The following is a 12,197-nucleotide window of genomic DNA, read 5'->3' as shown; positions in this document are numbered from 1 at the left end:
TGTGATTGGTGACCGGTTTGGGGCCTCTGCAAGCTCTGATATCGTTGACCGCGTAGAGGCTGCTTTTACACGTGCAGGCTTTGTCACGGCACGCAATGCGCCGTTTGCAGGTGCCTACATAACCCAAGCTTACGGACGGCCATCACGCGGAATGCACGCAATCCAGATTGAGATTGATCGCTCGCTTTATATGGATGAAGCGCTGATCGAACCAAACGCAGATTTTCACGCAGTGCGCGGCAAAATCACAGCCGCGATGGCTGACATCGTTGAGATTAGTCAGCGCCAAGTGCCGCTTGCTGCTGAGTAGTTAGCGCAGCGCGCGGCCCTTCATAATCGCGTCCTTACCAAATCGCTCCCTTATGGCGTCCGTGGCGCGTTCGGCTGCGGCGCGCTTTGGGGCGTCTGGGTCCAAAAGGTCGCCCGCGCTGTCTGCAGCTGATGACGGCCCAAGGTCGGACAGACCAACGCCAATCAGGCGAAATGGACCTTGGTTAGTTACCTGATCAAACAGCTGTCTTGCGTGCCTATAAATTCGGTCAGCAATTTGCGTGCTGTCGGTCAACGTGATGCGCTTCGATAGGGTTTTGAACTTTGCCGTTTTGAGTTTGAGGGTAACGACTTTGCCCGCCAACTCACGTGCCTTGGCCCGTGCACTGACTTTTTCTGAAAGCCGCCAAAGGTGCCCGTCAAGCAGATCAACCGATGCGGTGTCTTCGTTGAATGTGGTCTCATTACTAATTGATTTGATCGGCCGGTGCGCAGAAACAGTACGCTTATCGTCACCACGGGCCAGATGCCAAAGGCGCTCGCCGATACTACCAAACCTCAGGATCAGGTCTTTTTGCTCCCACCTGAGCAGGTCCGTAAACGTGTGAATGCCCGCCTGTTCAAGCGTTGCGCGCGCAGATGGTCCGACACCCCAGATCATGCCCACAGGCTTGTCTTTCAGGAAAGTCATGGTTTCAGCTTTGCCGATCACGGAAAAGCCCTGCGGTTTATCCAAGTCAGATGCGACTTTTGCTAAAAACTTATTGTGGCTAAGGCCGATTGATCCGGTAATCCCGATTTCTTCGCGCATCCTTTTGACAAGGCGAGCGAGCATCACGGCCGGTGGCGCCCCGTGAAGTTTGTGGGTGCCGGACATGTCCAAAAACGCTTCGTCCAATGACAGCGGTTCAATAGCGGGGGTCAGTTCCTCCATAAGGGCGCGGACTTGTTTCGATACATCGGCGTAGACATCCATGCGACCGCGCACGATCACTGCATCGGGGCAAAGCTTTAGGGCCTTAAACATCGGCATCGCAGACCGGACGCCGCGAATGCGGGCAATGTAGCAAGCGGTACTGACGACGCCGCGCCGCCCGCCGCCTATGATGACGGGCTTGTCCGCAAGCTCTGGATTATCGCGTTTCTCAACACTGGCATAAAAGGCATCGCAATCCATGTGGGCGACTGACAAATCAAACAGTTCAGGATGCGCCAGCATACGCGGACTGCCGCAATCCACGCATCGTCGCGGTTCTTGCGCAGAGTAAGTGGTTAAGCAGTCGCGACAAATTGCAGGCATGATACTGTGATACGCGCCGTACGGGGTGCCAGCAACGGTTACGAGATTTTTCTTGGCAATTAGATACGACACGTGTAGGAGTTTCCCATAGGAAACATGTCCGCTCGGGAGAGCGTGGATTATGCCAACGCCGAAGGAGCAACCACCCCGGTCACCTCTCAGGCAACAGGACTGGCGGACGTGTCACACTCTGGAGAGACGCCTTCTAGCAAGGCGCACCGAAGGCGCAAGCGGTTCCGTATGGACCGTGCATCGCTCAGGTAAAGCGAACGGAGCGGGGTTGTTTGGGCGAATGAGCCCAACCGTTTGGAGTGTGAAAACATGACTCGTATCGCAGTAATTGGCGCTGGCATCACCGGTGTGACAACAGCTTTTGAATTGGTCAGCCGTGGTCTTGATGTTGTTGTATTTGACAGAAATCGCTACGCGGCGATGGATACCAGTTTTGCCAATGGTGGGCAGCTTTCCGCATCAAACGCAGAAGTTTGGAACACTTTCGGAACGGTTCTGAAAGGCATCAAATGGATGGCGCGGCGCGATGCGCCCTTATTGGTGAACCCGCGCCCAAGCTGGCATAAAATCAGCTGGATGGCTGAGTTCTTGAGCAACATTCCGAACTACAAAAACAACACGGTTCAAACAGCGGCGTTGGCGGTTAAGGCGCGCGCTGGATTGCAGTCTATGGCGGACCGTGCGGGGCTGGATTTTGACTGGTCTCCGGCGGGCATTCTGCACTTCTATAAAAACGAAAAAGATATGGCGCACGCTCGCAAAGTGAACGAGCTTTTGTCGCAAGGCGGTGTGGAACGTGTTGAACTGACGCCTGATCAGGTCCGTGCGCGTGAACCAAACCTGCGTGGCACCGTTACCGGTGGGTTCTGGACGGAAAGTGACAGCACGGGCGATATTCACAAATTTACGTTCGGCCTTGCAAAGTGGCTTGAGGCACAGGGCGTTGATTTCCGCATGGGCAAACCGGTTGAGCAACTTAGTAGTGCCAATGGTGAGACCCGTGTGAACGGTGAAGCTTTTGACGGCGTCGTCGTGTGTGCTGGCGTTGGGAGTCGCGCGATGGCCAAAAAGCTGTGCGATCGCGTTAACATTTATCCTGTCAAGGGCTACTCAATCACTGTGAATATGCCGGATGCAATCAGCCAAGATGGCGCGCCGATGGTGTCTTTGCTTGATGATGATGCGAAGATTGTGACGTCTCGTCTTGGTAAGGACCGTTTCCGTGTTGCAGGGACCGCAGAATATAACGGCGAAAACCGTGATATTCGCGCAGACCGCATTGAGCCGCTGACCAAGTGGGTGGAAACGCATTTCCCGTCAATCTCGACCGAACACGTGGTGCCGTGGGCAGGTCTGCGCCCGATGATGCCAAATATGATGCCGCGCGTTGGCGCAGGTAAACGTGCAGGTGTTTTCTACAACACGGGTCACGGGCATTTGGGGTGGACGTTATCAGCGGCAACTGCAGCATTGGTTGGCGCGTCTGTCCAAGAGCATTTTGCGTCAAAAGGCGGCGCACAAGGCAGCAAACGCGGATTTACCTTCAAAAGCGCCTGATAAGCCGCCATAGTCAGATCAATTCAATAGGAGAGACTGACCATGGGGAGTGAAGAGGTTTTGCAGGTTTTATTTAGTATTTTGGGCGGCAACATCGTTGTGGTGTTGCTGGCCGCGTTTATCATTATTTGTATTCTGCTTGGTGTTCGAATCGTTCCGCAGTCAGAGCAGTTTGTCATTGAACGTTTTGGTCGGCTTAAGGCGGTGCTTGGGCCCGGCATCAACTTCATTGTGCCGTTCCTTGATCGCGTGGCGCACCGGATTTCGATCCTTGAACGACAGCTTCCGAATGCCTCACAGGATGCGATCACGTCAGACAACGTTTTGGTGCGGGTTGAGACATCCGTATTCTATCGCATCACGGAACCTGAGCGGACAGTTTATCGGATCCGCGATGTAGACGCAGCGATCGCAACAACAGTAGCTGGTATTGTGCGCGCCGAGATCGGCAAGATGGAACTTGATGAGGTTCAATCAAACCGTGCTCAACTGATTGAACAGATCAAGGCGCTGGTGGAAGAGGCCGTAGATAACTGGGGCATCGAAGTCACGCGCGCCGAGCTTCTGGACGTGAACCTTGATCAAGCGACCCGCGACGCGATGCTGCAACAGTTGAACGCAGAACGTGAACGCCGCGCGCAAGTGACCCGTGCAGAAGGCGAGAAACGTTCGGTTGAGCTGCAGGCAGATGCCGATCTTTATGCGGCACAAAAACAGGCTGAGGCGCGTCGTATTCAAGCAGACGCCGAGGCCTACGCAACCGCGACGGTTGCTGATGCGATCAATGCGCACGGCTTGGAAGCAGCACAGTATCAAGTGGCGTTGAAGCAGGTCGAAGCCCTTAACACACTTGGAAATGGCAATGGAAAAAGCACGATCGTGGTGCCGGCAAATGCGCTTGAGGCGTTTGGCAACGCGTTCAATATGCTGAAAGGGCGCGGTTAATATGGATGCATTGGCAAACACGTGGTGGGCATGGGCTGCGTTTGCCCTTGTTTTGGCGATACTTGAGGTGCTGGCTCCGGGCTTTGTCCTGCTGGGGTTCGCCATTGGCGCGGCGCTGGTGTCTCTCTTAGTTTGGCTCAACGTCGGCCTGTCGTTGATCTGGCTGTCACTGGTATTTGCTGTTGCGTCGCTTGTTGCGTGGCTTGTGCTGCGGTCGGTTTTTCAACTCAAGACCGGTCAAGTGCGCACGTTTGATGAAGATATAAACAGCTGACCATAAAAAAGGCCCGCTCAAATGGCGGGCCTTTCTAACGTATTTAGAAAACGAGTTTAGCCCAGTTTGCTGGTCAATTCCGGTACTGCGTCGAAGAGGTCTGCGACCAAGCCGTAATCAGCAACTTGGAAGATCGGTGCTTCTTCGTCTTTGTTGATCGCCACGATGATCTTGGAGTCCTTCATGCCTGCAAGGTGCTGGATGGCGCCGGAAATGCCAACAGCAACATAAAGATCAGGTGCGACGACCTTGCCTGTCTGGCCAACTTGCCAATCGTTTGGCGCGTAACCACTGTCCACGGCTGCGCGTGATGCGCCAACGGCGGCACCAAGCTTATCTGCAAGTGTTTCGATCAGTTTGAAATCATCTTCTGATCCAACACCGCGGCCACCAGAAACAACTACACCGGCTGATGTCAGCTCGGGGCGGTCAGATGTTGCGACTCTGTCTTCGACCCATTCGGACAAGCCTGCGTTACCAGCAGCAGCAATGTTTTCCACCGTTGCCGAACCGCCTTCGCCCGCAGCGTCAAATGTTGACGTCCGGATGGTTGCGACTTTTTTGGCGTCTGCTGATTTCACAGTCTGGATTGCGTTGCCCGCATAGATGGGGCGCTCGAATGTGTCCGCATCGATTACAGCAGTCACTTCAGAAATAACCATCACGTCCAGCATCGCCGCCACGCGCGGCAAGATGTTCTTGGACGCAGCGGTAGAAGGCGCGACGATGTGGTCATAATCACCAGCCAGCGATACGATCAGATCAGCAACAGGCTCGGCCAAATCGTGGCCGTATTCGGCGGCATCCGCGCAAAGCACTTTGCCAACGCCGTCCAGCGCAGCAGCAGCCGTTGCAGCGTCTGCGCAGCCTTCGCTTGCGCAAAGAACAGTGACGTCGCCCAATGCTTTGGCCGCAGTTAAGGCCTTTGCGGTCGCGTCTACGTTAAGTGCGCCACCATTTACTTCAGCAATCAGAAGAACAGCCATTATACAGCCCCCGCTTCTTTGAGTTTCTCGACCAGCTCATCAATTGAGCCAACTTTGATACCAGCCGCACGTTCTGCGGGCTCGGACGTGCCAACGATTTGCAGGCGTGGTGAGACATCAACACCGTAGTCAGCCGCGGTCTTTTCATCGAGCGGCTTCTTCTTGGCCTTCATGATGTTTGGCAAAGAGGCATAGCGCGGCTCGTTCAGGCGCAAATCGACAGTGACGATAGCAGGCATCTTCACCTTGATGGTCTGCAAGCCGCCGTCGACTTCACGTGTTACGGTCGCTGTGTCGCCATCAACGGATAGCTCTGACGCAAAGGTTGCCTGTGACCAACCCAAAAGCGCCGACAGCATTTGGCCGGTCGCGTTCATGTCGTTGTCGATCGCCTGTTTGCCAGCAAGGACAAGCCCGGGCTGCTCTTCATCGACAACAGCCTTAAGGATTTTGGCAACCGCAAGCGGCTCAATGTCAGTGTGCACAGCATCCGCAGCAACAACCAGAATGGCGCGGTCCGCACCCATCGCAAGCGCGTTGCGCAGGGTCTCTTGGCTCTGCTTTACGCCAATAGAAACCACAACAACTTCGTCAGCCGTTCCGGCCTCTTTCAAGCGGATTGCCTGCTCTACAGCGATTTCGTCGAATGGGTTCATCGACATTTTGACGTTTGCAAGATCAACACCGCTGCCGTCCGCTTTCACACGAACCTTAACGTTATAGTCGATCACGCGTTTGACGGGCACGAGGACCTTCATGGCGTTTCTCCTGTTGGTAAGCCTTTACGCAGATTCGCTGCGCAATAATCTTCCTTTGTTGTCTAGCAACGCAGAACAAACGAAAACAGGGCAAAATCGACACCAGAAGGGTCTTCGACGCCGCGCTGCGTTTTCTGGCGTTTACCGATTAGCGCCAGGAACCCACAAAACATCGTCTTTGCCGTCGTTATTCGCCACCCGAGATGCGACAAAAAACCAGTCCGACAAGCGGTTCAGATATTTCACTGCCGCGGTGTTCACGTCTTCAACGCTGGCCAGTTCAACTGAGAGGCGTTCTGCACGGCGTGCAACGGTGCGACATTGGTGCAGGTATGCAGCAAGGGCTGATCCGCCCGGCAAAATGAAGCTGCGAAGTGGCTCAAGCGCTTCGTTCATAGCATCAATCTCGCTTTCTAGGCGGGCTACTTGGCCGTCTGTGATACGTAGCGGTGTGTATTCTGCTTCGGCATCTTTGGCGATGTCAGGGCGGCACATGTCGGCGCCCAAATCGAACAGGTCATTTTGGATCATGACCAACTGCGCATCAATTTCGCCAGTTGCGTGTAGTCGCGCAAGGCCCACGATTGAGTTGGTTTCGTCAACAGTCCCATAAGCGTTCACGCGCATCGAGTGTTTCGCAACACGCTCACCGTTGCCCAAAGCTGTTTGGCCTTTGTCACCGGTTTTCGTGTAAATTTTGTTTAGTACGACCATGGTTTACGCTCCGAATGTCTGTGAGAGGAAGACCCAAGCAACGATCAAAATTACCGCCGCAAACTGTGCATAAAGCCGCCAGCGCATAACTTTGTTGGCGTGCTTTTTGTTGAAGTCACCGCCTTTGGCAAAGCCACCGATGCCCAACATCAAAATGCCAAGCACAATTACGCAAGCGATAGCAGCAACGATAAATAGTGGATCGGAAAGCATGGTCAGTCCTTGTTTTTGTATAGTTCTCTGCGAGATAACCCGCTTTGGCCGAAAGGCGAGGGGTCAGGCCTTGGATATCAGCCAATCTAATGCGCGGGTTGGCAAAATGCGGCGGGCAAAGCCCATAATGTAGGTCGGCGTTGTGATATAGTAGCGTGGTTTTGGCCTAAGGTGTTCAAGCGCGTGACGCAGTTTTTTGGTCACCGCCGAGGCAGGCAATTCGAAAGTATCGGGACCGTTATCCTCGTACAATCGCTGGGAAAGGCCCGCTTCATAGGCACTTCGACGGGCGCTGTTTTTCCAAGCAATCCACTTTTCAAAATGCGGAATAGAGTTTGCGCGAATGCTGCTGGTAACGGGGCCTGGTTCAAGCAAAATGATGTGAATGCCCGTCCCCCTCATCTCGATACGCAGCGTATCCGTCAGCCCCTCGAGTGCAAATTTGGTGCTGTTGTAGGATCCGCGCCAAGGCAGCACGACAAGCCCCAAAACCGATGAACAGTTCACAATACGCCCGTGTCCTTGTTTGCGCATGACTGGGATTACAAGGTTGGTCAGTTCATGAACGCCAAACACATTCACTTCGAAATTCGCGCGCAGTGCGTCGCGCGGCAAATCCTCAACGGCACCGGGCGTTGCGAAGGCGCCATTGTTATAAAGCGCATCCAAGGTGCCGCCAGTGGCATCAAGCACCTCGGCAAGGCCTGCTTTAAGGCTGCTACTGTCAGCGTAGTCCAAGAGTGGGCTTTCAAAGCCTTCTGCCTTTAGGCGGTCGCAGTCTTTTTGTTGTCTGCACGATGCAAAAACGCGCCAGCCTGCGTCGCGCAGCCCGTGTGCTGCATCATAGCCGATGCCGCTTGAGCATCCTGTAATAAGTACTGATTTCATTGCGCTGTTTTGGCAAGCGCAGCGGTGTCCCGCAAGGGTTATCCGTCGCCCAAAAGGAAATCTGCAACCCAGTCGATGCGGTTTTCAGGCGTGCGAATTTGCACCCACCCACGGCCAAGATCATCAATAACCTTAACTTCATCACCGGCGTTCAGCTTTGTCACAACGCCGAAAACAGTGCCCGGCCCGCTACGGATGTTCACAACATTGCCCGCGATAACCTTGATTACCGCTGGTGGTGCGGCGGGGAGTATGACCTTGGCCTCTGGGGCGTCCTCAACGGCCGTTGACAGCGCAACTGTGGTAATGACTGCGTCATTGGTTGAGGCTTCTGCGGTATTGATTTCGGGTGGGCTGGCAAGCTCAGCAAGTCCGAAAGCGTCACTGGTAATTGCCTTTGTTACGGCAACTTCGACTGGTTGTTGACTGTCTTCAAGGGCGGGTTCTGGAGCAGGTTCGTAGCGCGCGATTAAAACCAGCTTGCTGCCATCTGGCCAGCTTTCCGCTACGAATTCATCGCCCCCGCTCAATTCATAAAACGCAAAAGCCAAAAACCCGAAACTAAGAAGGATCACTCGCCACATTACATCACCCCGCGCGCCGAAGCGCTAACTCATTACAACACGCCGAAAGTTTAGCATGAGCTTTACGGTTCTGTGAGTAGAGAAAGGCAAATATTCAACTTTGTTCGCTTTACGCGCGATTCAGCCACAGTTACACAAAGTCATGACCAATTTACCGCCCGACACAGATGATCAAAACATCCCCGCCGTCGCAGAGCCATTGCGCCGCGCTTTGGGTGACCGGTATCTGACCTACGCACTGTCCACCATTATGCACCGGGCCTTGCCTGATGCGCGTGATGGTCTGAAGCCTGTGCACCGGCGGATTTTATACGCGATGCGCGAGTTGAAGCTGAGCCCAACAGGTGGGTTCCGTAAATCAGCTAAAATTTCGGGTGACGTGATGGGGAACTATCACCCGCACGGGGACGCCGCGATTTACGATGCTATGGCGCGTTTGGCGCAAGACTTTAATGTCCGATATCCGTTGGTTGATGGGCAGGGTAACTTTGGCAACATCGATGGCGATAACCCTGCGGCGTCTCGTTACACTGAAGCGCGCATGACTATCGCAGCGGAGGCGCTGCTGGATGGTCTGGCCGAGAATGCTGTTGATTTCCGCGAAAACTACGACGGCACGTTAACCGAGCCTGTGGTCCTGCCAGCTGCGTTTCCAAACCTGTTGGCGAATGGATCAAGCGGTATCGCCGTGGGCATGGCCACGAACATCCCGCCCCACAACATCGAAGAGTTGATCAATGCGTGTTTGCATCTGATCAAGGCGCCGAATGCGCGGGACGAAACGCTGCTTGAACACGTGCCGGGTCCTGATTTTCCTACTGGCGGTGTCATTGTTGAGCCGCGTGAAAATATCGCCGAGGCGTATCGCAGTGGTAAGGGCGGGTTCCGCCTGCGGTGCCGTTATGAGATTGAACAGCTTGATCGCGGGATGTGGCAAATCATCGTCACTGAAATTCCCTATCAAGTGCAAAAATCCAAACTAATCGAGAAGCTGGCAGAGGTCATTCAGCTTAAGAAAGTGCCGATCCTTGCGGATGTGCGCGATGAAAGTGCCGATGACGTACGGATCGTGCTAGAGCCGAAGTCCAAGAATGTTGACCCTGATGTCTTGATGGGGATGTTGTATCGCAACTCTGACCTTGAGGTGCGTTTCAGCTTGAACATGAACGTGCTGATTGATGGTCTGACACCAAAAGTGTGCAGCCTGAAAGAAGTGCTGCGCGCGTTTCTGGATCACCGCCGTGACGTCTTGCTGCGCCGTTCAAAGCACCGGATCGACAAGATTGATCACCGTCTTGAGGTGCTCGAAGGCTTTATCATCGCGTTTCTTAATTTGGACCGTGTCATTGATATCATCAGATATGACGAAGACCCAAAGCGCGCCCTGATGCATGAAAGCTGGTCGCAAGACTTTGTGCGCGCGACGGATGAGAAAGATTATGTTTCCCCGTCATGTGATCTGGGCACCGAGCTGAGTGAAGTTCAGGCTAATGCTATTTTGAACATGCGCCTTCGGTCGCTGCGCCGCCTTGAAGAGTTGGAGCTGGTGCGCGAGCGTGACGCCTTGACGGAGGAACGCGCGGGCCTGCAAGACCTTCTTGATAGTGAAGAAATTCAGTGGTCCACTATTTCAGAGCAGCTGCGCCAGACCCGCAAGGAATTTGGCGCGAAATCTGAATTTGGAGCGCGGCGCAGCACATTCGCTGAGGCAGGCGAAGTGGAAGACGTCCCCCTTGAAGCGATGATCGAGCGTGAGCCGATCACGGTTGTCTGCTCAAAAATGGGATGGATCCGCGCCATGTCGGGCCATATCGACCTTGGCCGCGAACTGAAGTTCAAGGATGGGGATGGTCCGCGGTTTATCTTCCACGCCGAGACAACTGACAAGATTTTGCTGCTTGGGACGAACGGGCGCTTCTACACGTTGCAGGCCAGCACCTTACCCGGTGGTCGGGGCATGGGCGAGCCCGTGCGGTTGATGGTTGATTTGCCTCAAGATGTCGAAATTTTGATGCTGTTCATCCATAAGCCGGGGCGCAAGCTGTTGCTTGCTTCAAGTGCGGGTGATGGGTTTGTGGTGCCTGAAGATGAAGTGATCGCGCAAACCCGTGGCGGCAAGCAAGTGTTGAACGTGCGCGCACCAAACACTGCTGCGGTATGTCGTCCCGTTCTGGGCGATCATGTGGCTGTGGTTGGTGAAAACCGCAAAGTGCTTGTTTTTGCTCTTGATGAATTGCCGGAAATGGCGCGGGGCAAAGGGGTTCGTCTTCAGAAATATAAAGATGGCGGTCTTAGTGATGCGACCACGTTTGATTTTAGCGAAGGGCTAAGTTGGCTTGATCCAGCTGGTCGTACCCGTACTGAAACGGAACTTGCGGAATGGACGGGTAAGCGCGCAGGTGCTGGCCGTATGGCGCCGCGCGGTTTCCCGAGGGATAATAAGTTCACCTAGGTAGCTGGTGTATGAGTGAGAAGGATGACGAGTAATGGAGCAGGGCGACACACTTGAAGGCAGATACGGTGGGCAACGCGGTCCCATCTTTTTACTGGTCCTTCAAACGGGCATTTTGACTGTTTTGACCCTTGGGATTTACCGGTTTTGGGCGAAATCCCGTGTGCGCCGTTATGTGTGGAATGCGGTTCAGCCCGGTGGCGATCCGATGGAATATTCAGGCACAGGCGTTGAAAAATTCATCGGCTTTCTGATCGCTTTGGTGGTGCTGGCCGTTTATCTGGGATTGTTGCAGGTCTTGCTGACTTTTGCCGGTCTCAGCCTGCTTGATTTAGTCCCTGATGAGGGGGCTAGCGAGGCGCAGATATTAGCAAGTATTGGTGCGACATTCGCCACGCTGATCGCGATTGTCCCGCTCATCTTCATCGCCCAATATCGCGGACGTCGTTACATGCTGTCGCGCACGCGGTGGCGGGGTTTGCGGTTCGGCATGGATCAGATGTCGCTTGGCTATATGTGGCGCGCGGTTGTTTACAGCGTCATCACGGTTGTCTCACTGGGTATTCTTGCCCCTCTTGGTACATTTCAGTTGGAGAAATTTAAGACTGACCGCACTTGGTACGGCGATGCGCAATTTGAACAAGGCGGCCGCTGGACGATGCTTTATCGCGCGGCATCTGTGTTACTTCTTGGGCTTGGGGTCAGCATTGTCGGGGGAGTCGTCAGCGGGTCAGGTTCCCAAGGTCTTGGCGTCACTGTCATGGTAGTTGGGGCGATCCTGATCGTGATCGGGTTTGTGCACTACCGCTTACAAAGCTTTGCAATAATGGCGCGGCACAAAACACTTGATGATGGGGCGATTGAGTTTGAGGCATTACCCCAAACTGGCCGTGTCGTCGGACATTACATCAAAGGCTCGTTGCTGACGATGTTGGTGACTATTGCGGCGGCAATTCCGGTTGGTGTGATTTTCTTTATGGCCAGCCAAATTGGTGCAGCCGGCGGGTTTGGCGGCGCGCAGATTTTCAGCATAATCATTGCCGTTTTGAGCTATGTGGTTGCGCTTGTGATGGGCGGCGCTTCTACCATGGCATTCATCACCCAGCCTATTTTCGGTCATATCGTAGAGACATGCGCCGTGCGCTATCCCGAGCATTTCGACACCATCCAACAACGTACTGCCGACGATATGCCTGATGCCGAAGGCTTTGCGGATGCCCTTGATGTGGGCGGTGCGTTTTAAG

The 12,197-nt window shown here is 54.2% G+C and carries 13 protein-coding genes and 1 riboswitch; of the genes, 6 read left to right on the top strand and 7 right to left on the bottom strand.

The genetic code is table 11. The features are described from left to right. The coding region (locus ACTF5M_RS06755) for an N-formylglutamate amidohydrolase (protein ID WP_438960277.1) at positions 1–310 on the top strand (310 nt) is incomplete at its 5' end. Here the strand turns inward: ACTF5M_RS06755 and ACTF5M_RS06750 are convergent. After that, on the bottom strand, positions 311–1,570 hold the full coding sequence (locus tag ACTF5M_RS06750) for a DNA polymerase IV (RefSeq protein ID WP_438960278.1): 1,260 nt from the start codon (positions 1,568–1,570) through the stop codon (positions 311–313). Between the two features lie 180 nt (positions 1,571–1,750). After that, positions 1,751–1,853: riboswitch (glycine riboswitch) on the top strand. A gap of 38 nt (positions 1,854–1,891) precedes the next feature. Here ACTF5M_RS06750 and ACTF5M_RS06745 point away from each other — a divergent pair. The 3 genes from ACTF5M_RS06745 to ACTF5M_RS06735 are packed head-to-tail and all read left to right on the top strand — an operon-like array spanning position 1,892 to position 4,358. After that, positions 1,892–3,139, top strand: a complete 1,248-nt coding sequence (locus ACTF5M_RS06745) for a D-amino acid dehydrogenase (RefSeq protein WP_438960276.1) — start codon at positions 1,892–1,894, stop codon at positions 3,137–3,139. Positions 3,140–3,181: 42 nt separating this feature from the next. After that, positions 3,182–4,084 (top strand): SPFH domain-containing protein, encoded by a 903-nt coding sequence (locus ACTF5M_RS06740; RefSeq protein ID WP_048598745.1) that lies wholly within the window; start codon positions 3,182–3,184, stop codon positions 4,082–4,084. A gap of 1 nt (position 4,085) precedes the next feature. Continuing rightward, entirely contained in the window at positions 4,086–4,358 is a 273-nt protein-coding gene (locus ACTF5M_RS06735; protein ID WP_438960275.1) for an NfeD family protein, read from the top strand. A 56-nt stretch (positions 4,359–4,414) separates the two neighbouring features. Here ACTF5M_RS06735 and ACTF5M_RS06730 read toward each other — a convergent pair whose 3' ends face one another. The 6 genes from ACTF5M_RS06730 to ACTF5M_RS06705 all read right to left on the bottom strand — a co-directional run bounded on the left by ACTF5M_RS06730 (position 4,415) and on the right by ACTF5M_RS06705 (position 8,501). Beyond that, positions 4,415–5,344, bottom strand: coding sequence for an FAD-binding protein (locus tag ACTF5M_RS06730; protein WP_438960274.1), 930 nt, complete (start codon positions 5,342–5,344; stop codon positions 4,415–4,417). Then, positions 5,344–6,102, bottom strand: a complete 759-nt coding sequence (locus ACTF5M_RS06725) for an electron transfer flavoprotein subunit beta/FixA family protein (protein WP_438960273.1) — start codon at positions 6,100–6,102, stop codon at positions 5,344–5,346. Before ACTF5M_RS06725 ends, ACTF5M_RS06730 begins: the two co-directional genes overlap by 1 nt. Positions 6,103–6,243: 141 nt before the next feature. Next, positions 6,244–6,816 carry a cob(I)yrinic acid a,c-diamide adenosyltransferase gene (locus ACTF5M_RS06720; protein ID WP_438960272.1) on the bottom strand — a complete coding sequence of 191 codons (573 nt, stop codon included), beginning with the start codon at positions 6,814–6,816 and terminating at the stop codon, positions 6,244–6,246. Positions 6,817–6,819: 3 nt separating this feature from the next. Next, entirely contained in the window at positions 6,820–7,029 is a 210-nt protein-coding gene (locus tag ACTF5M_RS06715) for a twin transmembrane helix small protein (RefSeq protein ID WP_438960271.1), read from the bottom strand. Positions 7,030–7,092: 63 nt separating this feature from the next. Continuing rightward, positions 7,093–7,917 (bottom strand): SDR family NAD(P)-dependent oxidoreductase, encoded by an 825-nt coding sequence (locus ACTF5M_RS06710; protein WP_438960270.1) that lies wholly within the window; start codon positions 7,915–7,917, stop codon positions 7,093–7,095. 38 nt (positions 7,918–7,955) lie between these two features. Continuing rightward, positions 7,956–8,501, bottom strand: a complete 546-nt coding sequence (locus tag ACTF5M_RS06705) for an SH3 domain-containing protein (protein WP_438960269.1) — start codon at positions 8,499–8,501, stop codon at positions 7,956–7,958. Between the two features lie 142 nt (positions 8,502–8,643). On the opposite strand from ACTF5M_RS06705, the gene parC reads away from it, so the two are divergent. Continuing rightward, a complete protein-coding gene (gene parC / locus ACTF5M_RS06700) occupies positions 8,644–10,953 on the top strand; it encodes a DNA topoisomerase IV subunit A (RefSeq protein WP_438960268.1) in 2,310 nt (769 codons plus the stop codon). 34 nt (positions 10,954–10,987) lie between these two features. Next, the gene (locus tag ACTF5M_RS06695; RefSeq protein WP_438960267.1) at positions 10,988–12,196 is read left to right on the top strand and encodes a DUF898 family protein; all 1,209 of its coding nucleotides are present in this window, start codon (positions 10,988–10,990) and stop codon (positions 12,194–12,196) included. Position 12,197 lies beyond the last annotated feature (1 nt).

It is taken from the genome of Nereida sp., assembly GCF_965655635.1.
Lineage (GTDB): Bacteria > Pseudomonadota > Alphaproteobacteria > Rhodobacterales > Rhodobacteraceae > Nereida.
The sequence above is the reverse complement of the archived record's forward strand: the minus strand, read 5'-3'. Positions and strand labels throughout refer to the sequence as shown.

Bases quoted from the DNA above. Each gene is read 5' to 3' on its own strand.
- ACTF5M_RS06750 (WP_438960278.1), bottom strand. From the start codon at position 1,570: ATGCCTGCAATTTGTCGCGACTGCTTAACCACTTACTCTGCGCAAGAA.
- ACTF5M_RS06725 (WP_438960273.1), bottom strand. From the start codon at position 6,102: ATGAAGGTCCTCGTGCCCGTCAAACGCGTGATCGACTATAACGTTAAG.
- ACTF5M_RS06705 (WP_438960269.1), bottom strand. From the start codon at position 8,501: ATGTGGCGAGTGATCCTTCTTAGTTTCGGGTTTTTGGCTTTTGCGTTT.
- parC (WP_438960268.1), top strand. From the start codon at position 8,644: ATGACCAATTTACCGCCCGACACAGATGATCAAAACATCCCCGCCGTC.
- ACTF5M_RS06735 (WP_438960275.1), top strand. From the start codon at position 4,086: ATGGATGCATTGGCAAACACGTGGTGGGCATGGGCTGCGTTTGCCCTT.
- ACTF5M_RS06720 (WP_438960272.1), bottom strand. From the start codon at position 6,816: ATGGTCGTACTAAACAAAATTTACACGAAAACCGGTGACAAAGGCCAA.
- ACTF5M_RS06740 (WP_048598745.1), top strand. From the start codon at position 3,182: ATGGGGAGTGAAGAGGTTTTGCAGGTTTTATTTAGTATTTTGGGCGGC.
- ACTF5M_RS06695 (WP_438960267.1), top strand. From the start codon at position 10,988: ATGGAGCAGGGCGACACACTTGAAGGCAGATACGGTGGGCAACGCGGT.
- ACTF5M_RS06730 (WP_438960274.1), bottom strand. From the start codon at position 5,344: ATGGCTGTTCTTCTGATTGCTGAAGTAAATGGTGGCGCACTTAACGTA.
- ACTF5M_RS06745 (WP_438960276.1), top strand. From the start codon at position 1,892: ATGACTCGTATCGCAGTAATTGGCGCTGGCATCACCGGTGTGACAACA.
- ACTF5M_RS06715 (WP_438960271.1), bottom strand. From the start codon at position 7,029: ATGCTTTCCGATCCACTATTTATCGTTGCTGCTATCGCTTGCGTAATT.
- ACTF5M_RS06710 (WP_438960270.1), bottom strand. From the start codon at position 7,917: ATGAAATCAGTACTTATTACAGGATGCTCAAGCGGCATCGGCTATGAT.